Annotated in this window: 25 protein-coding genes; 22 read left to right on the top strand and 3 right to left on the bottom strand. The window is 39.1% G+C overall.

The window, feature by feature from the left end:
• Positions 1 to 224: 224 nt before the first annotated feature.
• From VEIS1202513_RS09075 to VEIS1202513_RS09010, 14 genes are all read left to right on the top strand, one after another.
• A complete protein-coding gene (locus VEIS1202513_RS09075) occupies positions 225 to 2,369 on the top strand; it encodes a YadA-like family protein (protein WP_213467364.1) in 2,145 nt (714 codons plus the stop codon).
• A gap of 181 nt (positions 2,370 to 2,550) precedes the next feature.
• The gene (locus VEIS1202513_RS09070; RefSeq protein WP_156719883.1) at positions 2,551 to 3,381 is read left to right on the top strand and encodes a DUF6630 family protein; all 831 of its coding nucleotides are present in this window, start codon (positions 2,551 to 2,553) and stop codon (positions 3,379 to 3,381) included.
• Between the two features lie 63 nt (positions 3,382 to 3,444).
• Positions 3,445 to 4,260, top strand: a complete 816-nt coding sequence (locus VEIS1202513_RS09065; protein ID WP_156719884.1) for a DUF2262 domain-containing protein — start codon at positions 3,445 to 3,447, stop codon at positions 4,258 to 4,260.
• Positions 4,261 to 4,280: 20 nt separating this feature from the next.
• Positions 4,281 to 4,712, top strand: coding sequence for a hypothetical protein (locus VEIS1202513_RS09060; RefSeq protein ID WP_213467363.1), 432 nt, complete (start codon positions 4,281 to 4,283; stop codon positions 4,710 to 4,712).
• A gap of 71 nt (positions 4,713 to 4,783) precedes the next feature.
• A complete protein-coding gene (locus VEIS1202513_RS09055; protein ID WP_178885820.1) occupies positions 4,784 to 5,284 on the top strand; it encodes a hypothetical protein in 501 nt (166 codons plus the stop codon).
• Positions 5,285 to 5,295: 11 nt separating this feature from the next.
• Positions 5,296 to 6,102 (top strand): hypothetical protein, encoded by an 807-nt coding sequence (locus tag VEIS1202513_RS09050; RefSeq protein ID WP_213467362.1) that lies wholly within the window; start codon positions 5,296 to 5,298, stop codon positions 6,100 to 6,102.
• A gap of 52 nt (positions 6,103 to 6,154) precedes the next feature.
• Positions 6,155 to 6,751 carry a hypothetical protein gene (locus VEIS1202513_RS09045; protein ID WP_213467361.1) on the top strand — a complete coding sequence of 199 codons (597 nt, stop codon included), beginning with the start codon at positions 6,155 to 6,157 and terminating at the stop codon, positions 6,749 to 6,751.
• Position 6,752: 1 nt separating this feature from the next.
• Positions 6,753 to 7,295, top strand: a complete 543-nt coding sequence (locus tag VEIS1202513_RS09040; protein ID WP_156719889.1) for a hypothetical protein — start codon at positions 6,753 to 6,755, stop codon at positions 7,293 to 7,295.
• A 31-nt stretch (positions 7,296 to 7,326) separates the two neighbouring features.
• Positions 7,327 to 7,833 carry a YfbM family protein gene (locus VEIS1202513_RS09035; RefSeq protein WP_213467360.1) on the top strand — a complete coding sequence of 169 codons (507 nt, stop codon included), beginning with the start codon at positions 7,327 to 7,329 and terminating at the stop codon, positions 7,831 to 7,833.
• Positions 7,834 to 7,910: 77 nt separating this feature from the next.
• The gene (locus tag VEIS1202513_RS09030) at positions 7,911 to 8,675 is read left to right on the top strand and encodes a leucine-rich repeat domain-containing protein (RefSeq protein WP_213467359.1); all 765 of its coding nucleotides are present in this window, start codon (positions 7,911 to 7,913) and stop codon (positions 8,673 to 8,675) included.
• A 57-nt stretch (positions 8,676 to 8,732) separates the two neighbouring features.
• The gene (locus tag VEIS1202513_RS09025; RefSeq protein ID WP_213467358.1) at positions 8,733 to 9,026 is read left to right on the top strand and encodes a DUF2695 domain-containing protein; all 294 of its coding nucleotides are present in this window, start codon (positions 8,733 to 8,735) and stop codon (positions 9,024 to 9,026) included.
• A 109-nt stretch (positions 9,027 to 9,135) separates the two neighbouring features.
• Positions 9,136 to 9,633 carry an ECF transporter S component gene (locus VEIS1202513_RS09020; RefSeq protein ID WP_105093716.1) on the top strand — a complete coding sequence of 166 codons (498 nt, stop codon included), beginning with the start codon at positions 9,136 to 9,138 and terminating at the stop codon, positions 9,631 to 9,633.
• A gap of 62 nt (positions 9,634 to 9,695) precedes the next feature.
• Positions 9,696 to 9,977, top strand: coding sequence for a type II toxin-antitoxin system Phd/YefM family antitoxin (locus VEIS1202513_RS09015; RefSeq protein WP_105093715.1), 282 nt, complete (start codon positions 9,696 to 9,698; stop codon positions 9,975 to 9,977).
• Positions 9,978 to 9,979: 2 nt separating this feature from the next.
• The gene (locus tag VEIS1202513_RS09010) at positions 9,980 to 10,306 is read left to right on the top strand and encodes a type II toxin-antitoxin system RelE/ParE family toxin (RefSeq protein ID WP_105093714.1); all 327 of its coding nucleotides are present in this window, start codon (positions 9,980 to 9,982) and stop codon (positions 10,304 to 10,306) included.
• Between the two features lie 262 nt (positions 10,307 to 10,568).
• On the opposite strand, the gene VEIS1202513_RS09005 is transcribed toward VEIS1202513_RS09010, so the two are convergent.
• Positions 10,569 to 10,640 carry a putative holin-like toxin gene (locus VEIS1202513_RS09005; protein WP_219565824.1) on the bottom strand — a complete coding sequence of 24 codons (72 nt, stop codon included), beginning with the start codon at positions 10,638 to 10,640 and terminating at the stop codon, positions 10,569 to 10,571.
• A gap of 214 nt (positions 10,641 to 10,854) precedes the next feature.
• On the bottom strand, positions 10,855 to 11,232 hold the full coding sequence (locus VEIS1202513_RS09000) for a carboxymuconolactone decarboxylase family protein (protein WP_038141050.1): 378 nt from the start codon (positions 11,230 to 11,232) through the stop codon (positions 10,855 to 10,857).
• A 66-nt stretch (positions 11,233 to 11,298) separates the two neighbouring features.
• On the opposite strand from VEIS1202513_RS09000, the gene VEIS1202513_RS08995 reads away from it, so the two are divergent.
• The 7 genes from VEIS1202513_RS08995 (at position 11,299) to VEIS1202513_RS08965 (ending at position 16,714) form a co-directional block, all read left to right on the top strand.
• Entirely contained in the window at positions 11,299 to 11,661 is a 363-nt protein-coding gene (locus VEIS1202513_RS08995) for a MerR family transcriptional regulator (protein ID WP_213467357.1), read from the top strand.
• Positions 11,662 to 11,789: 128 nt separating this feature from the next.
• Complete coding sequence (locus tag VEIS1202513_RS08990) at positions 11,790 to 12,134, top strand: zinc ribbon domain-containing protein YjdM (protein ID WP_060923753.1); 345 nt, start codon at positions 11,790 to 11,792, stop codon at positions 12,132 to 12,134.
• Positions 12,135 to 12,236: 102 nt separating this feature from the next.
• On the top strand, positions 12,237 to 12,632 hold the full coding sequence (locus tag VEIS1202513_RS08985) for a hypothetical protein (RefSeq protein WP_213467356.1): 396 nt from the start codon (positions 12,237 to 12,239) through the stop codon (positions 12,630 to 12,632).
• A 10-nt stretch (positions 12,633 to 12,642) separates the two neighbouring features.
• Positions 12,643 to 13,161 carry a phosphatidylglycerophosphatase A family protein gene (locus tag VEIS1202513_RS08980; RefSeq protein ID WP_213467355.1) on the top strand — a complete coding sequence of 173 codons (519 nt, stop codon included), beginning with the start codon at positions 12,643 to 12,645 and terminating at the stop codon, positions 13,159 to 13,161.
• Positions 13,162 to 13,252: 91 nt separating this feature from the next.
• The gene (locus tag VEIS1202513_RS08975) at positions 13,253 to 13,792 is read left to right on the top strand and encodes a cysteine hydrolase family protein (RefSeq protein WP_213467354.1); all 540 of its coding nucleotides are present in this window, start codon (positions 13,253 to 13,255) and stop codon (positions 13,790 to 13,792) included.
• A 288-nt stretch (positions 13,793 to 14,080) separates the two neighbouring features.
• Entirely contained in the window at positions 14,081 to 14,710 is a 630-nt protein-coding gene (locus VEIS1202513_RS08970) for a superoxide dismutase (RefSeq protein WP_213467353.1), read from the top strand.
• A gap of 426 nt (positions 14,711 to 15,136) precedes the next feature.
• Positions 15,137 to 16,714: a DUF438 domain-containing protein gene (locus VEIS1202513_RS08965; RefSeq protein WP_213467352.1), complete on the top strand. Its 1,578-nt coding sequence runs from the start codon at positions 15,137 to 15,139 to the stop codon at positions 16,712 to 16,714.
• Between the two features lie 204 nt (positions 16,715 to 16,918).
• Here VEIS1202513_RS08965 and VEIS1202513_RS08960 read toward each other — a convergent pair whose 3' ends face one another.
• Positions 16,919 to 18,112, bottom strand: a complete 1,194-nt coding sequence (locus VEIS1202513_RS08960; protein ID WP_213467351.1) for a MalY/PatB family protein — start codon at positions 18,110 to 18,112, stop codon at positions 16,919 to 16,921.
• 386 nt (positions 18,113 to 18,498) lie between these two features.
• On the opposite strand from VEIS1202513_RS08960, the gene VEIS1202513_RS08955 reads away from it, so the two are divergent.
• The gene (locus VEIS1202513_RS08955) at positions 18,499 to 19,851 is read left to right on the top strand and encodes an NAD(P)-dependent oxidoreductase (protein WP_213467350.1); all 1,353 of its coding nucleotides are present in this window, start codon (positions 18,499 to 18,501) and stop codon (positions 19,849 to 19,851) included.
• The last annotated feature ends 357 nt before the right edge of the window (positions 19,852 to 20,208 follow it).

The raw sequence follows: 20,208 nt of genomic DNA, 5'->3' as shown, positions 1-20,208 counted from the left end.
AGAAAAGAAGGCATACAGCTTTTATAAGTAGTATGCCTTCTTTTTTGTATTATCTTGCAATTCTTATGAGCTAGACTTATAATATTAGAGTAATATTCATATTTTATTCATATTTTGACAATGAATAGTGTATAGAGGGGTACAATAAGATTCAAGTTCCATTAGATAGGTTTGAATCTTTTTTTAGGTTTATTGTTTGTGTTGTCTTAAAAGGGGGAAACGAAATGAAAAAAGAATTACTGTTAACGGCTATGATTACCGCAGGTATTACTACAACAGCGTTTGCAGCATCCAATTTAGATATTAGTGCTACAACTGCTGCGCCACTAAGCATGAAAAATTCTATTGCTTATGGTGGGGATAATAAAGTTGAGCAGGGTATGTTCTCCCCTGTAAAAAATATATTGCTTGGTGGCGACAAGAATACCGTTCGACCTTCCGCTAATGATACTATCACCTCTGGTACTAATAATACTGTATCTGGCCCAGGGAGTATCGTAGCAGGTTGGTATAATACAAACTCTGCTACTCACAGCTTGGTAGTAGGTACTAGCAATACTGTTGGTGGTACTAATAATATCGTAGGCGGCTTTGGCCATGCCAATAATGACAATGCAATTAATTCTTTATTAGTTGGTTCATATAATAGTATTGACGGACATGACTCTGTGGCTTTAGGTAAGAATAATACCATTAAAGGTAATAATGCTTTGGTAGGTGGTACTGGTGCTAAGGTGCAAGGCAATAATGCTATCGCCTTTGGTGATACTGCGAAAGCAACAAGCGATGATGCGTATGCCATTGGTCGTAAAGCAGAAGCAACTGCTCTAAATACAGTTGCTATTGGTAATAATGCAAAGGCCAATAACATTATGGGCACAGCGATTGGCTATAATGCAAAAGCAAAAAATGATTACGCTACAGCAGTAGGTTATAGCTCCACAGGTTCTGGTAATCAGTCCTCTGCATTTGGTTTCAATTCGGAAGCAACTGCTATGAATACAACTGCAGTGGGATCTTATGCAAATGCTAGCGGTGCGTATTCTACCGCATTGGGCTTTAAAACTGCAGCTTCTAATGAGGACTCTGTAGCATTAGGCAACTATTCTACTAGTGCTGGTAAAAGTGCCTTTGCTGCTGGTACATTAGCTAACGCAGCAGAAAAGGACTCTTTAGCAATCGGTCATAGCGCAACTACAACAAAGGAAAATGGCATCGCTATCGGTACGAATGCGACTGTAGATGGCGTTGATTCTATTGCTATCGGTAAAGCAGCTAATATTGCTAAGGCAGGTAGTATTGTAATTGGTAGAAATACGACGGCTGATGAATTAGCCGTATCCATCGGTACTGACTCTGTAGCAACTGGCTGGGGTGGTACTGCAGTAGGTACTATTTCCAAAGCAACTGGTGCTCAATCCACTGCTATCGGTGATAATGCGCAAGCATCTGATACATATTCTACAGCACTTGGTGTGTCTTCCGTAGCGTCCGGCAGAGCCGCTAATGCGATTGGCCTCTCTAAAGCGACAGGCTTTGCATCCAATGCTATTGGTTTTGTCGCAGAGGCTTCTGGCAAGAATGCTACAGCAATAGGCAATGCAGCTAAAGCTCTTAATGAAAATTCCATCGCTATTGGTACAAATGCGAAGGCTGCTACAGATAATAGTATCGCGTTAGGTGCTAAGTCTGTTACTGATACAGCTGTATCTACTAGTTCCGGTATAATCGGCGGCAGAACATATAGTTTTGCTGGAGGAAATGCGGTTGGTACATTGAGTATTGGTGATAGTGGTGCAGAACGTACCATTACAAATGTAGCAGCAGGCCGTGTATCTGCAACCTCTACTGATGCAGTCAATGGGTCCCAATTACATGCCATTAAAGACGTGGTAGATAATCATGAAAACCGTATCACTACTATAGAAGGCGATATTAATACATTAAATAATCGTATTGTTAATGGTGGCGCTAATAGCTTAAATGAAGCTAAATCCTACACTGATCAACAAGTATCTAGCGTAGCAGCGGCTTCTGCAGCACTCGCTGGCTTGCATCCATTAGATTTCGATAAACATGATAAATGGTCCTACTCCGTTGGCTTTGGTAACTATAAAAATGCTAATGCAGCGGCGTTAGGTGCGTTCTATCGCCCTAATAAAAACACAATGTTTAATGCGGCTACTACCGTTGGTAACGGCCGTAATTCTATTAGCTTAGGTGCTAATTTCAAATTTGGTAAAAGCTCTGAAGAGGTAACTACTGAAGACGCTGCACAACTTAAGAAAGATATGAAAGACTTAGCTGAAAAGTATAATGAACTAGCACAAAAATATAGTGAATTAGCAGCTAAATTAGAATCTAAATAATATAATCAAAACTCCTACAAGGTTTCTCTTGTAGGAGTTTTTTTATCCTATGCTTTTATTATAAGTATTCCTTAATAATGATATAATTAAGATATATATTCAGTTACATATTCGGTTACATATTAGTTACATAGTCAGCTAAACATTATATGTAAGCAACAGTATATGGGGGAGAGTGTATATGAGCTTTTACAATTGGATTCAAGAAAAACTATTTGATAATTTCGAAGAATGGCGCTTGAAGAGCCCTGGTTCTAATGGAAACGGTTTTAATATAGTCGGAATAGATAATACCTTAAAGGCTATGCATGATGGATTTTATATGTACATGGAGTTATACCCACCTCATGCCATCGATGGATGTACAGCTATGAAAGCACGTGTAGGTAAAACGCAGGATGCAGTAGATTTATTCTTAGATATAGATGGCAAGACCTATCGTATGGCTGATGTAAGTTATCCTGACGCAGTGAAGATGATGCGGGCTTTTATGAAAAAACGCAGAGTACCTGATTGTAGTTCATGTGTAGAAGCAGTGTATCTAGATATTGATCAGATGCGATCTACATTTACAGAATTAGCAACGTTGTTGCTAGGCGATGCAAAACAAGCTAAATCGTTTATGACCAAGGTAAAGTTGAGCTCCCTGGAAGAATTGGAAGATAGCTGGTGGAACTTCTATGAGGAACTACTCTCTAAAGGATATGCCGTAGAGTTAGACTGTAAATGTGAACTAGAGGATTTTATTTATCATGTACAGAAGTTAATACGTAATAAGTCTTTAGATACTAGAGAAAATCTAACTATTGATACAGCAGCATTAGATGAAGATCAAGTTATTATGGACTGGTGTGCTAGTCTTAATTCTACGTGGGAAAACTATACGTTAGCAGGCATGGACACAGGAACCGATAGCTTTGTACTTATGGTGCTTTCAAATGAGGAATTTAAAACAGCCAAAGAACTAGCGAAAGAATTATTACATAGAATCGATGTAGCTGAGCGATTATGATGATGTTAGGCTATAGACTAGTTATATATTTGCTTGTATGTGAGATAAATAGGAGAGAGTCATATGAGTATTGTACGTCTACCAGAATATGAAGCAGAGTTTGAATCGGAAGAGTTTGAAATTTATGCATTACCACGCAGTGATGCGAATGGGGCTAGTCCTTATTTAGAGAAGTACCATAGACCACTGGTGGACACCGATGCTATCCTAGATACTCGAACTGGTATGCTTGACCGTAGCGAAGGCATTTTGACGTGGATTATTGAGGGCCTTGACGATAGATGGGGTTATTCTTTTGAGCCCCATGGCGTTTACAAATTGTTGGTTAAGAAAGCAAAGCCTTTAGAGGACTTGGGCTATATGCGTCCTTCTTGGAATAATCGCTATTATGTGCTTGAGGTGTTAGAGGAACATGCTAAACATAGTGAGTTAGAGGCCTTGTCGGCTTATTTGAAAACCCCTAAATACCTTCATACTGATAGGGGTGATTTCCTGTTAAATCGAGAGTATCAATATTACACAGCCAGAATTGATGATTATGCATTCACCCTTGATGTGGATGAGGGTTCTGATGAAAGCTGTACCGTAGCATTGGCTACTTTCAATACAATCGATAATTTCAAAGCATTTGAACAACGAATTAGTACCTATATTAGTGAGACCTTGTTAGAACTCGCTAATTATTGGCTCGACAATGACGACCAAGATCCGATTACGTCAGACGTATTTGCTAAGCGTATTACGATGGGAGAATTGGCGTTTCGCAATGATGGCACCATAGAGGTCTATTATGACGATGACGATATCTTCTGGGGGCACTGCATCATAGCTCATATTGATGCAGATGGAAATCCTACTGATGCGGATATTGCAGGATAATCAATTAATGGAGCATCCTAATGAGAAAATCGGAATTAATGACATTATGGAATGTTGAAAGCTGGTCTGAAGAACCGTATGGCGTTTACTTTGTATCTCGCAGATTGGGCACTAATTGTTTAGAGAAGGTAGGACAAGCCTTTCAAAAATTTAATATTAGTTGCACCAGTTATACTGAGGTTGAGGTGCTTTCACTACCAATGTGGAAACAATTATCTGTTGAATTAGATGAATTAGATCAACTAGCACAGGAACTCATACAACAGGAAATACCGCAAGAAGAGTCTGTTGTACTGATGCTAACGGATATAATGTTAGATAAATCAGGTTGTTACGATGCATTTGCACTAGGCTATGATGTGGGAGAATCCCCAGCAGGACATCTATATGTTTTGGTTTCTTTTGATGAAAACTTTACGGTTCAACAAGATGTGATTTATGAAACCTTATAGAGTTGTATTAAAGTGGTGATACTGGTGTTGTATTCTACCTAAAAATATAAGTGATATGCAGGAGAGAGACCATGGAAGATATGTATACATTAGTTAAAGATTTCTTTAGTCATGATATGGATTTAGTTGATTTATTTGATTCTGAAGCTATTATCTGGATTGATTGGCGCGAGGATGACGAAGATGTGGTGAACTATTTCAATGATATGATGGATGAACCTATCGACATTCAAACCGTTAGTAATGGCAAGTCCTATGGTGACGATATTGTGTTACAAAAGGGCGATAAAGAACTCTTAATTCCTTACGGTGATGAGAAAGAGCGGGATGTAACGATCAAATACTTCAACGAATTTGTTAAACCTGATTATGAGGTACGCTGGTTTACTGAAAGCCTTGGAAACGATACGCTTGGGTTTACCGTGCTTTCAGGGGCAGAATGGGCTAAATTAAACGATGAATTTGGGGCAGATACAGTTCGTTACTATTTTGAACCTATCAATCTTGAAAGTAACATGTTTAATCTTGATATGGACGAAGTATTTGCACTACTGGCATTACGAGAGTCCTAGAGGAGATTCATATGGCAATTGACGGTGTGAAAATCATAGATAGTGATGACGGTCATGATATTTATAATGCCATTGTTGAGCGGTACAAGGATGGCGTCAGTGTTGATACCATAATTTCTGAAATCTTAAGTGAAGAACAAAATTTTTGCATTGATGAGTTTTACACAGAGATTTATTGGACTGCTGTGGCTTATTCGTTGTGGAAGATAGGGCATCTAACAGATGACATTAAACAGAAAGCCTTAGATATAATCGCTCAGGGTCCTCATGAGTTTTGGCTAGAAATCGATGATAAGGCCCTTAAACAGCGTCAAAAGGTATTAGATAAGTTAGCCCTGCAGCTACAGAGCGAAAATCCGAAGCCTGTTAAGGTTCGTAAAGCTAAAACGAAGAGAGAACCTCATTTTAAGATGGGGGACGTATTAGCTGTTAAGTTTGAAAACAAGTATGGTGCTATATTCGTCTCTGACGTGGATCAATCGCCGCGGAAAATCGAATATCATTTAGCCTGTACGCGGCTTTTACAAGAAGAAAAACCAACGATGGAGCAATTTTTAAATAGCAAAATCGCATGCCGGAAAGATAATACAAATTTTGGTATCGATACAGATTGTTGGTTTAATCATAAGGACTTAGGCTTGTTACTGGATAATTTGGAAATTATCGGGACAGTTGAACTATATCCGTGTAAATTATGGACACTAGCACCAAGAAGAACGCTTGAGGATATCTATGAGGAGATTACAGACGAGCCAAGAATAGGTAGACTTCGCCTTATAGATACCTATGAATTGGTGAAAGCGGTTATTGAGAAATAATCATTGGCCGAAGGCGTTTCTATATGGGCGTATATATAAAGGTATAACTATAATGGATACTATGACGAAACAATATATAGAAACGGTAAAAGTCAGTGATATACCGTGGCATCGGTTAACCACAACCTATGGCCGTGCTACAGACTTTCCTACAGAACTTGATGTGTTGTGGAACATGGAAAGCATGGAAACTGTTGATGCGGCTGGTGAGGCGTTAGCACAGAATATTGAGCATCAATCGACGTTGTGGCATGCTACACCATTTGCCATGATTTTCTTGCTCCGTATTTTTAAGAAAGCTCAGGAAGAGAGCGCTCATAATGAGGTGGCTCAGTATTTAGCAGAACAATTGGTTGAGTTGTTTGTTGTGATTGCTGAGTGCATTCGAGATGGTCTTATGCTAGAGCATGCAGATCCATTGCCGAACTTTGAAGATATGCTCAACGAAGAATACCTTTGGTCGGAAGAATATGATGAAGACGAAGATGTTCTTAGATATGAGGAAGAGGACGTATTCCCTGATGATTTATTCTTTAGCTTTTATTATTACTCCTTGCAAGCACTTTTGTTAGCTATTCCGCTATTAGATACATCTGATGAAGGAGAGGCTAAATTGCTAGGAATAATTTCTGCTAATAGGAGCGTGTAAGATGGGTTATTTAGATATATTGCGAAATGATGCCAAGTTAGCTGAAAATTTTGATACACTATTTGATTTTCGCTTGCTAGATGCGTTGGAGGAACGAGATACGGCTGAAGGTCGCTGCACGTTCTCTGTGCCCGGTATGGCATTTGCTGTAGATGGCGCTGGCGGTGAATATCATCTATTGGAGGACGGATCCATAGGGTATTGGAGTAGCGAGGGTGCCGCTGGCCGTTTAGCTGAAAGTATAGACGATTTATTTCACTTAATCGTTTTTAGTATTTGTTGGCATGATTACTGTGACTCAAGTAAGTATTCTGATGCGGCAGTACTTGAAGAATATGGTCAGAATAAGCAGTCTCAGATTATCTCTTATTCGCCAATGGAACTATGGGAACCCATTGTGAAAGCTTTACATATGCCAATAGACATGAAACTTTCACTTGTATTACAGAAATTCTATGATGCGGCGCATCGTGAACCTGTATATACCTGCTATTTCCATGAAGATGATGGAAGTATTACAGAATCGGAAAATTTATTTTTCTAATGGTTAGAAGAGTTTATGAAAGGATTTAATTATGGGACTAATTGCCAATTATAGCTGTTTAAGCGATGTAAATTTAAAAGAGCTTAAAGCCATGGGCTCAGAAGAAGAGGAAATTCTTGAGAGCGTTGAAGAGTGGAATGACGATGATGAATTATTGCTTGATATCGACAAGATGTGGGATGTACTTCACTTTGTGCTAACTGGCGTAGGAACGGACCATAAGGATGATAATAACCCTCTTAGTCAAGCTGTGCTTGGCATAACAGCTGTTGAAGAAATATCGGATTACTTAGCGTATACCGAACACGATAAGTTAGCAGATATCGTGGCGGCTCTAGAACAGTTTGACATGGAAGCAGCTCTCGAATCTTTTGATATGGCAGCCTGCAAAGAGGCAGAGCTTTACCCAAATATTTGGGATTATGAAGAGGAAGAGGAAGAAATCAAAGATGAACTTCTTCATGATTTCGAGCAGATGAAGGTGTTCTATAAAAAAGTGCTAGAAGCGAAGGGGCATGTGCTCGTATCAATTTGTTAGGCCCGTTATAATCTGTTGGTCATGGCTCTGGTTATAGATAAATTAATTATAGGACTGACGAAGATGAGGAATTGTAAATGGCAGTGTTAACGGAAAAGCAAATTAAATATGGCTTTGACTACTATCATAAGGATGAGACACAGCTAAAATCTGTGGTTGAGGTTTCTGAATATGATGGTGAAGACAAGCTGATGATTAATTGCACACAGCTAGATGAAGACTATTCTGCTAAAGATAAGAAACGCATTTTACAGGAGTGGTGTGATTTTTTAGTTGAACATCCAGATAATTTTACAGAGCTCATGTTTTGTACAAGAATGCCACAGGAGTTATTTGATGCGGTGTGTGCCCAACAGAGACTCAAAAAATTACATATAAAATGGGGCGTTTATCCAGATATTTCAAAATTAGAGAACTTACAAGAACTAGAATACCTACATATTGGGTCCGGAAGAAGTGTATCGAGCTTAGATCCTATTTCCAGATTAGTAAATTTAGTAGCGCTGTCGATTGAAAACTTTCAACAAATTGATGATTATACGCCATTAGCTAATCTAAAACATCTTGAAAGTCTCGCCTTAGAAGGTGATTTTGCATCGCCCAAAATTCTTAAGGTTCAATCATTAGGATTTTTACGCCATATGAAACAGTTGCGTTTTTTTAGCTTTTTAACGGCAAAGGTGATAGATAAAGACTACTCTCCCATTTTAGAACTCAATAATCTAGAACATCTTACGTTAAAATCTTGTAAAGAGGTTAAGCAGTTGTACCCTCAATTAATTAAACTACCAAAGTTGAAGTATGGCACTGTATTAGAACGACCGGAATTATATGAGAAATAAGGCTTGAGATATAAGTCATGAGCTATAACTTATAAGACATAAAAGGGAGTAATCATAATGGATAAAGCGCGTAAAAAGGAATTATTGAAAGGCTATAAAGCTAAAGAAAAACAGAATTTTAAAGATAGTTTACCTATGGACGAAGAATTATTTTGGAATCTCTTTGATTATGTAGACGAGAAATTAGAAAAAAATGACGGTTGCGATCATAGTCTGACTTTCACAAGAGAGTTTTTAGAAAAACAAAAGGTAGATGTTGAAAGCGTACTAGACTGGATTATCAACGAAGGTGGCGGTTGTGATTGCGAGGTTCTCTACAATGTAGAGGAACGTTTTGAAGAGTACTGTTAATAGTATTTTTTATATTTAATTCTATGTATTTGCAGGTGTTACCATAAAGGTATATAGTATAGGCATGTGATGGATATAGTCACATGTCTATTTTTATAAGGAGGACGCTATGCAACACGTTCAAAACCGCAGTACTACGTCCGCGTTAGTACTCACAGCCGTATTGATTGCCCTCGCAACACTGTTTACCATGTACACAAAAATTCCAGTACCTGGCATTCGCGGCTATTTCAATGTAGGAGATGTCGTTATTATGACGTCAGCTCTATTATTAGGTCGAAAATATGGCGCCTATATTGGTGCTATCGGCCCGGCGCTAGCTGATTTGTTTCTCGGCTACGTAGTCTTTGTACCAATCACCTTTGTGGTGAAAGGCATTGAAGGCTATCTTGTCGGTACTGTCTATAACAATAAGACAACTACCTCTGCCTTGGTGGCAACCATTGTAGGTGGCATTATCATCGTAGCAGGCTACTTCATCGCTGAATACTTTGTATTCGATCCAGGCGTAGCCATTGCTAGTATTGTGACCAATACCATTCAAGCCGTTATGAGCGTTATTGTTAGTATGATTCTCTATGCTATCTTGCGTAAACGATTAGGATAGGATTAGTGATTCACAATTCATATACAAATTATGATATAATTTGTATATGAGGAGGTGCTTTTATGGGGTTATTACGTGAAAGTATCCGACCATCGTCGGATTTAAGAAATAAATATAATGAAATCTCTACAGTTTTGAAAACAGGGGACGAAGCTTGTATTATGACGGTAAATGGTCGTGGTGATACGGTATGTATGGGATATGAAACCTATAATAAATTGAAAGCACAGATCGAATTATTAGAGGCTATTGCATTGGCTGAGGAAGACGAACGAAAAGGTAGAATGGGTCCTATTGAGGATACTTTTATCAGCATAGAAGCGTTGTTAGCTGAGGCCGAATAGTTATGGAAGACACTGCTTATCGTATCATTATTATGGCACAGGCCGATCAGGCATTGCATCATATTGTTCTGCATGTAAAGCAATCTTTTTCCAATGAAATTGCCAAGTCTGTTTATCAAGATATTAAGGATAGAATCCTTTTATTAGCGGATAATCCTTATATGGGCACGATTCCAAGACATACTGTTTTACGTAATAAAAACTATCGAATGTTGATTATTAATAAAAATATTATTTTATATCGTGTCTTTGATGATGAAAAAGAAGTGCGTATATATAATATATTTAGTCAACGGCAAGATTATTTACAACTTCTGCAAGGATTGTAGATGTTTAGTTGATTTGGTATGATTGGTGTTAAAGAATAGCTTGTTATTTATATTCTATTTCATTTTATAATATCCTATAAGGACGATGTAAATTGACAGCCTCTAGAATTCAGACTATACTATAAGTACAAAAGAGCCAGTTAACGTGTTCTAGGCGTTAGGCTCATCAAAGAATTACGAATTTGATAAACCTAACGTGTCTAAGTATTGCAGTACTTAGTCTTAAACGTTAGGTTTATCTTATTTTGTAACTATTTACTAGTTACTTTTTAAGAATTAACACTACGAGGGTAGCGAATAAAATCATTAATGATAATGCTTCGTATACAGTCATAATGTCACCTCCCTCGAAAAGACGGAGATGAACCTAACTCACGTTAATGGCTCTTTCGTTATTAGTATATAGCGGATTTTGAATATTGAAAAATACGAATTAATTTCGTACAACTTTTACACGAATAAAAGGGAGACTTTATCAAGAGTCTCCCTTTGTTAGTTTTAAATAGACTAATATTTATTAATAGATTTTTATTACTGTCGTTCCTTAATTACAGTATGTTTCGTTCTTCAAAGACCGCTTTCACCGTGAACAGTGCGTTCAGCACGCGTGGAAATCCCGCATAGGGGATGCAGTGGGTACAGACCTCTACGATTTGCTCGGGCGCAATACCGACATTGAGTGCCGCATTGGTGTGTACTTTCAGCTGTGCCTCGCAACCGCCCAGCGTTAATAGGGATGCGAGCGTAATCAGTTCCCGTTCCTTGAAATCCAGGTTGGGGCGCGTGTAGATGTCGCCGAACAGCTCGACCAATAAATCGGCTATGGCCGGTGAAATCTCTTGAATTGTGTTATACACCTCCTCGCCGTGCAGCCCGTCAATTTGTTTCAATGTGTTCATACCGATGTTAAAACGTGTTTCTTTCATAATTATTACCTCCGTCTAGACGTATGATATATGCTCGAGTATACTTGAGGTCAAGGTGGTGAAAGTATGAAAATCGGTGAATTTTCAAAATTGGTAGGGCTGTCTATTTCTACATTGCGATATTATGAGGATCAAGGGTTCCTTCACATCGAGCGACAGAACGGCATTCGCAATTATCATGCGGAGGACGTAGGCTTTGTGCAGTTTATTAAACGTTTGAAAGATATGGGAATGCCGCTTGCGAATATCAAGCGATATGCGGACTTACGGTATGCCGGATCTCATACGGTCCATGAAAGAATGACACTGTTACAGGAACACTATCGATTTATTGAGGCCGAAATCAAACGATTGGAAGGCTATAAGAATAATTTAGAAGATAAGTTAGAGTTGTATGAAACTTTAATAAAGAGAAATGAGATTGATTAGGTTTTTTATTGTAGATATTATATAGCCTTTGTATCAATATGAAGCCAATGGTCATCATATCAATATAGAGCTCGGCTTCTAAGGTATGGTATAATACTTTCATTATGTAGTGAGAAAAGGAGATCTAAATGGCAAATTTACCTAACTGCCCTAAGTGTGGCGACGAGTACACATATGAAGATGGTCATATGTTTATCTGTCCTATGTGTGGCAATGAATGGACAGCGGCTGACGCGCAAGCTGCAGCTGAAGCAGGTATCATTCGCGATGCTAACGGCAACGAGCTAGCTGATGGCGATACAGTTGTTGTTGTAAAAGACCTCAAGGTAAAAGGTGCGGGCATCTTGAAACAAGGTACGCGCGTAAAGAATATTCGCCTCATCACTGGTGCCAGTGATGGCCACGATATCGATTGCAAAATCGATGGTTTCGGTGCAATGGCCTTGAAATCCGAAATGGTTAAGAAAATCTAACTATAAATAAATCCCTACTGATTATGCATCGGTAGGGATTTTTTCGTGGTATAATCAACGTATACTGCGTGTAGCGTGAGAGTATTTAGTCGAGAGGAAACTATGTTAAAACGTGTTGTGTTACTAGCCTTATTGGCGTCTACGATAGGAACTGTTAGTTCTTTGGCGGCTGATTTAAAGCCTACAGATAAGCGTACCTATGAATTACAGCAACAAATCTCTTATAATGTCATCATTCCTAGTGAGGCTTTCAAAACGAGTGCTGACGGTACCTTGATTGTTCCAGTGGAGATTAAGACCGATGATAAGGGTAATATTGTGGCTGTTGAAGCAGGGCCTAATAATTGGAAATTAGATCGAGAGGCTTACCCTATCTTTGAAGAGGCTGCCAAAGAAGCGGCTTGGAATACAAAGCATGTCGATACAGAGGAAGAATTGGTGATAACCATTCCAGTTAGTATTGTTATGCTATCCGGTGATAAGTCTAAGAAAACATAAAGGAGCACTTATGGAATCTACAAAAGATTTAGAGCAATATACTTATGATCTATTGGCGGAGCGTGGCGTTACGGTAGAGGATATTGCAGAGCTCGTTTTATACGTTCAAAAACCGTATATGCCGAATTTAAAGATTGAAGAGTGTCGTGAGCATGTGGCATCCGTGCTTTCAAAACGAGAGGTCCACAATGCGATAATTACGGGTATTGAACTCGACAAGTTAACGGAACAAAATAAATTGTCTCAGCCTTTGCAACGCATCGTGGCTAATGATGAAAGCCTCTATGGTATCGATGAGATTCTAGCCTTTTCCATCGTTAATCTGTATGGCTCTATAGGCTTTACGAACTATGGCTATTTAGATAAGGTAAAGCCAGGTATTATTAAGAAGCTAGATAGTGAAGAGGGCGGTCACTGTAATACATTCCTCGATGATCTTGTAGGTGCCGTGGCGGCCGCTGCAGCAGGAAAGCTAGCTCATAATGAGCCACACCGCGTACGTCATGCGTTAGCTGAGGAAAAAGAATAAATTTCTAGTATTGATGTCATTGAGTATAAAGAGTATAACTAGTATAGTGAATAAATAATTTATTACTGGTAGGTTATATACAGGAGGAACTATGCAAAAGGTTCTAGTTGTTATTGATATGCAAAAAGACTTCGTAGATGGTGCCCTTGGCTCAGCTCAAGCACAGTTAATCGTAGATAATGTGCGCCAAAAAATTGAGAACCATGACGGGCCTATTATTTTTACGCGCGATACGCATGATACTAATTATCTTGAAAGCCAAGAGGGCAAGTTCTTGCCTGTTACACATTGCGTGAAGAATACAGAGGGATGGCATATTGTGCCGAGCTTAATCGAAGCTGCAGAAGGGCGTCCTGTCATGAGCCCTGTATCCTTTATCGATAAGCCAAACTTTGGATCCTTTGAATTATTATCCCGTTTGGAAGGCATGAACTCGGTAAATCCTATTGAGTCTATTACGCTCGTTGGTTTATGTACTGATATTTGCGTTGTTTCTAATGCGATTATACTGAAAGCAGGTTTGCCAGAAATCCCTGTTTACGTAGATTCTAGCTGCTGTGCTGGCGTTACGGAAGAATCTCATCAAGCAGCATTAACAACAATGAAAATGTGTCAGTGTATCATTGACTAATCGAGCTTGTTGCAACTGTATTAGTTTGAAGTACAAGGGTGTATAACGTACCTTTAGTATGGATGTATTCAAATCGTATATTGATTAACTTATGTAAAGGCTATAGGTTATTCTATAGCCTTTTTACATGGGAAATCATATTGACGATTTTCTATATACAATGTACAATAAATAATGATAATTCATATCAATTAAATAAAATAAAGATGCAGGTGCATCGAAACGCTTTCACAAGAACGATACCTAGTATTTAAAATCGTTCGTGCCCTATATTTAAGGAGGACTATTATGAAACCTTTCGAACTTGCACCATTACCGTATGCTTACGATTATCTTGAGCCTGTTATCGATGCAGAAACAATGAAATTGCACCATGATAAGCACCATCAAGCGTATGTTAATAATTTGAACGCTGCTATCGCAAAATATCCTGATCTTGCTTATGGCTGTGTAGACTGCATCCTCGGCGATATCGCTAATGTGCCAGAGGACATCCGTCAAGCAGTTATCAACAACGGTGGCGGTCACAAGAACCACACTATGTTCTGGGATATCATGACAAAACCAGATATGTCTAAGTTGGAAGGCCTTTTGAAAGAGGCTATCGACGCTGAACTCGGCGGCTATGATGCTTTTGTTGAAAGTTTCTCCGCTGCAGCAGCAACACGCTTCGGCTCTGGTTGGGCATGGCTTGTGGTAAACAAAGATGGTAAACTCGAAGTGACATCTACTGCGAACCAAGATAACCCTCTATTAGAAGGTAAAACAGCAATCCTTTGCTTAGACGTTTGGGAACATGCATACTACTTGCACTACCAAAACCGTCGCCCAGACTATATCAAGGAATTCTTCCGCATTATTAACTGGGATAAGGTTTCTGAAAACTACGAAAAAGCATTGAAACCTCATCATCAATAAGATAGCTTTTAACACTGTATATCTCTCAAACTAGTTGATCTCAGAAATATATAAATCTCTCATTTTACTAACTCTCTTAAAATACCAAACCTTTCAAAACTAATAAATCTCTCAGAACTTTCATCTCTCTAAAAACTAGATATATATTTTTAATAGATAACGGATAGTTCATATATTCTCCGCCATGCTTGACTGGGGATGTATTATCTATCCGTTATTTTTATATAAAAATGTTGATATTTTTAGAAAGAACTTTCAAAAGTATAGCCATGGATACAGATTTTATAATCGATATCGTTTATCATAGGGTCATAGGTTATGTTAGATAAACCTTTCACAGTATATATTGCCTTGTATACACAGTGGTACGTATAGAGGGCTACTCACATAAGTAATAAACAATATTTTTGACACGAGGGGATCAAAATGGAAAAGAAATTAGATTTGTCCAAATCTGTATATGATTTGGTAACAGAATATCCTGAAGTAACAGAGATTATGAAAAGTTTAGGGTTCAGCGAAATCACTAATAAAGTGATGTTGAACTCTGTTGGTAAAATTATGACCATCCCAAAAGGGGCTAAGATGAAGGGCGTATCCATGATCGATATCGTGAGCGCATTCATGAAAGCTGGTTTTACCTTGGAAGGTGAAATGCCAAATCTACATGGTGATGATGCATCTGCTAAGGGTGCTCCTGCAGAGGCAGCTACTACTCACACAGAGGCATCTAATGCTAATGACATTGCAGAAGCTAATGCTACTAAAAATGTAGAATCTAATGTAGAGGACACTGTTACAGATAGCGAACGTGTAGAGCAATTGAAAGGCTTCTTGAAACGGTTAGGTACTGGGGAAGAGCTTGGTGCTGTTCGTGAAGACTTTGCGAGCCAATTCAAACATGTTGAGGCTAGTGAAATCATGAAAGCTGAACAGGGTCTTATGCGTGAAGGTACACCTCTAGAAGAGGTACAACAATTATGTGACCTTCACTCTGCATTGTTCCATGGTTCCACCATTCATGAACAAATGGATGCAGAACATGCTAAGGTAGAAGCGGTTCTAGAAGCTCAAGAAAAGAGCAAGAGCGTTGTGGGTTTGGTAGAGACTGCAGGTCATCCATTAAACCGATTAACAGAAGAAAATAAAGCGCTCGACGAGTTGATTGAGGCTATTCGTCCAAAAGTAGCAGACAAAACTGCCACTTATGATGATGTGAATACAGTGCGTCAACTATCTGTTCACTATGCTAAAAAAGGCGATTTATTATATCCAAAATTGAAAGTGGATTATGCAATTGGTGGTCCATCCATGGTTATGTGGACTGTTGATGGCGATATTCGTGACCAATTAGGTGATTTAGCAAAATCTAGCCAAAGTGTAGATGATTGGTATAGACGTTTTGATGAGCTTCTTACACGTGCTCAAGAAATGATCTACAAAGAACAAAATATCTTGTTCCCAATCTGTGCAGAAAACTTCAGCAAAGAAGATTGGTATCAAATTTACAAAGATACAGCGCAGTATGAAGACATCTTTGGGGTAACACGCATTGCTTGGCCAGAAGCTGATGCCGCATTAGCTGCGCAAACTACAAAATCAAGTGGTGATAATAATGCTATCGGTTTAATTGGTGGTACTTTAACTGTAGACCAACTAGATGCTATGCTCAATACAATGCCAATGGAGGTAACCTTCGTTGACCATGAAGATATTAACCGTTACTTCAACGATGGTGAAAAGGTATTCAAACGTCCTACTACAGCAATTGGCCGCGACGTGTATTCCTGTCATCCGCCAAAGGTAGAACCGATTGTACGTGGTATTATCGACTCTTTCCGTAAAGGTGACCGCGATAATGTGGCAGTATGGCTTGAAAAACAAGGTCGTCCATTCTATGTAAACTACATGGCTGTACGCGATCAAAACAATAACTATATTGGTACATTAGAACTCGTACAAGACATGCAATTTGCAAAGGAACATTTTGAAAGAATTAAATAAAATCCTATGTAACGCCAATCGTGCAATACGGTGAAATTAGAATACAAACATGTGTGAACTGTACTATCCACATGTAGTATAAACTTATAATACAAAGAGGCTACTCTAACATTGAATGATGCTAGAGCAGCCTCTTTTATTGTTTTATTTGTACGAAATGAATTCTTTAATATGATTAATGTATTTCTTGATGAGAGGCTCCTATTAAGGGCGTACGTACTTGATAATATTATGGGTAGCAGTCTTAATATTTTCAAGGCTAGTAGCCAAGTTTAGGCGTACAAAGGTGGCGTAGTTTTTGCCGCCAAACCATTCGCCAAAGCTTGGTGCAATGCGGCATTTATTTTCGAATAAGTCGTGCATATCTTCAGCCTTAACATAGGCACCAAAATCAATCCATGCTAAATAGGTGCCGTCCATAGGGCTGATGCGGATTTGTGGTAATGCCGTACAAAGCTCTCTGCACAGATATTCATAATTTTCACGTATAACAGTCAGTACATCTGTGAGCCATGCCTCCGACTCTGGATGTGTGTAGGCTACAGTGATGGCCGTTTCAGCAATAACATCGGAGTCCGTATGGTATACATGGGCTTTATAGAAGTTGAATTGGTCTCTCAGCTTTTCGTTTGGAATGATAACCTCTGCATGATGCAAACTAGCCATATTAAACGATTTGGACAGGGAAGACATAGCAATAATATTATCGGCATAGGCGCCGCTAGCTACTGTTAGAGCCGATGTAAATGGTGTTGAATCTGTAATGAGGTCCTGATGGATTTCGTCGCTGATGATGAGCACCTTATGTCGCTCACAAATGCTAAATAACCGAGCCATCTCATTTTCTGTCCATACGTGACCTACAGGATTATGAGGATTGCAGTGAATGAACAGTTTAACATCGTGCATGGTAATCGCCGTTTCAAAGGCCTCGTAATCTACGGTATAGCGATTATCGTCACTGCGTTTCATAGGAATAGCGATGATCTGACGCTGTGCATCGCTAGCGCTCGTATCAAAGGCGCCGTACACAGGACTTAGAACGGCAATGGCATCATTTGGTTTTGTGAAAGCCCCAATACACCACATAATGCCTGTAATGACATTTGGAGCGCTGGTGAGCCAGTCTTTAGAAATTATACAGTTGTGGCGCCGCTTATACCAATCTATGACTGCTTTAAGATACTTGGGATTTGTCATGGTATAGCCTAAAGGTTGGGCTTTTACATAGGTACAAATAGCCTCTTGTATGCACTGAGGTGGCATAAAATCCATATCTGCTACCCATAGGGGTAATAAATCGATGCGGCAAAATTTTAAGTGCTCGCCGTCCCATTTGCGAGAATGGGAACCGCGGCGATCTATATAGTATGTTTTAGTAAAGTCTATTGTGTTCATAGTGAACCTCTATACGTGTATGTTAATGTGGTGGAAATTAATTACTCTATCTATTATCAGTATACATGCATGGATATATATGTAAATATACCCTTAAGAATGGCTGTTACAGTATCTTCTTTTTCTATGCAATCCTTGCATGAATAGGGGCTATATTGGTATACAAAAGGTGCTATATTTGCTTGACTGTTGGGACTTTCACAATTTAGAATATACTATAGAATAGTGTGTGTCTGACCAGTGACCACACGTCTATCGAATGGTTACAAAAGATAAATCTTAGCAGCATGTGGCGGCATCCCTATGTGAGAGGGCTCATCGGATTGCTCAGGTACATGCAACGCTGTATAAGTATAGTACTGGATCCTTGTTAGGAGGCATGTGCCATGAGTAACGAATTAAAACCACTACATTTTGATGCGGATTATACAATGGAGGAAGCGCTCGCTGAGGCGAAACGTTGTCTGAATTGTCCAAAACCATTGTGCCGTATGGGTTGCCCTATTGAAAACGAAATCCCTCGTTTTATCCAAGCTATTGCACACGGTAACTTCGGTTTAGCCAACGATATCTTGGCAGAACGTACAAACTTGCCATCCATTTGTGGCCGCGTATGTCCACGCGAAAACCAATGCGAAGGTAACTGTATCATGAATAAGGCGAAGAAACCGCCTATTAATATCGGTAAATTGGAACGCTTTGCTGCTGATTTTGAAAGCATCAATGAACTTCGCAAACCTAAGAAAATCAAACAAGATCTTGGTAAGGTTGCCGTTGTAGGTTCCGGTCCTGCAGGCTTGTCCGTAGCCGGCGATATCGCTAAACTTGGTTATGATGTAACTGTATTTGAAGGCCAATCTGAACCAGGTGGTGTACTTTTATTCGGTATTCCTGAATTCCGTTTGTCTAAATCCGTTGTACGTCGTGAAATCGCACGTCTTGAAGGTTTAGGCGTTAAATTCGTATGTAATACATTTATCGGTCAAGATAAAACATTGGATGAACTCTTCGCAGAAGGTTTTGACTCCATCTTTATCGGTACTGGTACACATATTCCTCAAGAAGTACGCATGGAAAACGATGAAGTGCACGGTGTATTCCAAGCAATGTACTTGTTGACGAATGTACAATTAGTAGAAAATGGCGAGCTTGATGAAGCTCAAATCCCTGTTAAAAAAGGCGACCGTGTTATCATCATCGGCGGTGGTAACGTAGCGATGGATGCGGCACGTACATGCGTACGTTTAGGCTGTGAAGCCGTAACGGTAGCGTACCGTCGTAGCCAAGAACAAATGCCAGCATTGTTGTCTGAATACGAAGAAGCACGTGCCGAAGGCGTTCAATTCCAATGGTTCGCTTCTCCAGTAGGCGTAGAAGGTAAAGACAAGGTAGAAGGCTTCAAATACGAAGTGATGGCTCTTAACGAAGATGGTGCTGGTATCCATGGTACTGGTAACTTCCAAGTTATGCCTGTAGATAAAATTATTATCGCTGCTGGTCACAAACCAAATGCACGTCTTATCGGCGAAGGTAATAACTTGAAAGTAGATGAAAAAGGCTATATCATTACATCTGAAGATCCATATGGCATGACTAATCGCGCTGGCGTCTTTGCTGGCGGTGACGTTGTACATAAACCTGCTACAGTAGTACTCGCTATGCGCGAAGCTAAAAAAGCTGTTGATGGCATGGTTAAATACATGGAAATCAAAAAAGCTCAAGAAAGTGCTAATCAATAATCTTATAGAGATAATCAAAGAGGCCTATACTTAGCATAGGCCTCTTTTTACTATAAGGATTTGATTATTATAGTGTTTTAAGTGTTTTAATAGTATTTTATTATTGGTTTCAGTTTACGGTCAAAGTGGAAGGTCATGTATATATACCTATTATGATGTAGGCTAATCTAGTGTGATATTAGAATTCAAATTTATGTTTCCTGCATAGATAATGTATAGAAATTACGATAAATGCTTATAAAACCTGAGCTTATCGATTACAATACCTGTATTTTTAGTCTTAATTATCTCTAGATATACTAAAATTCCACGAATTGATGAAATCGGACATAACTTAATATGCAAAGAAAAAAGCCT

Origin of the sequence: Veillonella orientalis, from assembly GCF_018406505.1 — a bacterium.
GTDB lineage: Bacteria > Bacillota > Negativicutes > Veillonellales > Veillonellaceae > Veillonella > Veillonella nakazawae.
Note: the sequence above shows the minus strand (reverse complement) of the source record. Positions and strands in the feature narration are given on the sequence as shown.

Coding starts and splice junctions, on each gene's coding strand:
- VEIS1202513_RS09075 (WP_213467364.1), top strand. CDS start 225: ATGAAAAAAGAATTACTGTTAACGGCTATGATTACCGCAGGTATTACT.
- VEIS1202513_RS09070 (WP_156719883.1), top strand. CDS start 2,551: ATGAGCTTTTACAATTGGATTCAAGAAAAACTATTTGATAATTTCGAA.
- VEIS1202513_RS09065 (WP_156719884.1), top strand. CDS start 3,445: ATGAGTATTGTACGTCTACCAGAATATGAAGCAGAGTTTGAATCGGAA.
- VEIS1202513_RS09060 (WP_213467363.1), top strand. CDS start 4,281: ATGAGAAAATCGGAATTAATGACATTATGGAATGTTGAAAGCTGGTCT.
- VEIS1202513_RS09055 (WP_178885820.1), top strand. CDS start 4,784: ATGGAAGATATGTATACATTAGTTAAAGATTTCTTTAGTCATGATATG.
- VEIS1202513_RS09050 (WP_213467362.1), top strand. CDS start 5,296: ATGGCAATTGACGGTGTGAAAATCATAGATAGTGATGACGGTCATGAT.
- VEIS1202513_RS09045 (WP_213467361.1), top strand. CDS start 6,155: ATGGATACTATGACGAAACAATATATAGAAACGGTAAAAGTCAGTGAT.
- VEIS1202513_RS09040 (WP_156719889.1), top strand. CDS start 6,753: ATGGGTTATTTAGATATATTGCGAAATGATGCCAAGTTAGCTGAAAAT.
- VEIS1202513_RS09035 (WP_213467360.1), top strand. CDS start 7,327: ATGGGACTAATTGCCAATTATAGCTGTTTAAGCGATGTAAATTTAAAA.
- VEIS1202513_RS09030 (WP_213467359.1), top strand. CDS start 7,911: ATGGCAGTGTTAACGGAAAAGCAAATTAAATATGGCTTTGACTACTAT.
- VEIS1202513_RS09025 (WP_213467358.1), top strand. CDS start 8,733: ATGGATAAAGCGCGTAAAAAGGAATTATTGAAAGGCTATAAAGCTAAA.
- VEIS1202513_RS09020 (WP_105093716.1), top strand. CDS start 9,136: ATGCAACACGTTCAAAACCGCAGTACTACGTCCGCGTTAGTACTCACA.
- VEIS1202513_RS09015 (WP_105093715.1), top strand. CDS start 9,696: ATGGGGTTATTACGTGAAAGTATCCGACCATCGTCGGATTTAAGAAAT.
- VEIS1202513_RS09010 (WP_105093714.1), top strand. CDS start 9,980: ATGGAAGACACTGCTTATCGTATCATTATTATGGCACAGGCCGATCAG.
- VEIS1202513_RS09000 (WP_038141050.1), bottom strand. CDS start 11,232: ATGAAAGAAACACGTTTTAACATCGGTATGAACACATTGAAACAAATT.
- VEIS1202513_RS08995 (WP_213467357.1), top strand. CDS start 11,299: ATGAAAATCGGTGAATTTTCAAAATTGGTAGGGCTGTCTATTTCTACA.
- VEIS1202513_RS08990 (WP_060923753.1), top strand. CDS start 11,790: ATGGCAAATTTACCTAACTGCCCTAAGTGTGGCGACGAGTACACATAT.
- VEIS1202513_RS08985 (WP_213467356.1), top strand. CDS start 12,237: ATGTTAAAACGTGTTGTGTTACTAGCCTTATTGGCGTCTACGATAGGA.
- VEIS1202513_RS08980 (WP_213467355.1), top strand. CDS start 12,643: ATGGAATCTACAAAAGATTTAGAGCAATATACTTATGATCTATTGGCG.
- VEIS1202513_RS08975 (WP_213467354.1), top strand. CDS start 13,253: ATGCAAAAGGTTCTAGTTGTTATTGATATGCAAAAAGACTTCGTAGAT.
- VEIS1202513_RS08970 (WP_213467353.1), top strand. CDS start 14,081: ATGAAACCTTTCGAACTTGCACCATTACCGTATGCTTACGATTATCTT.
- VEIS1202513_RS08965 (WP_213467352.1), top strand. CDS start 15,137: ATGGAAAAGAAATTAGATTTGTCCAAATCTGTATATGATTTGGTAACA.
- VEIS1202513_RS08960 (WP_213467351.1), bottom strand. CDS start 18,112: ATGAACACAATAGACTTTACTAAAACATACTATATAGATCGCCGCGGT.
- VEIS1202513_RS08955 (WP_213467350.1), top strand. CDS start 18,499: ATGAGTAACGAATTAAAACCACTACATTTTGATGCGGATTATACAATG.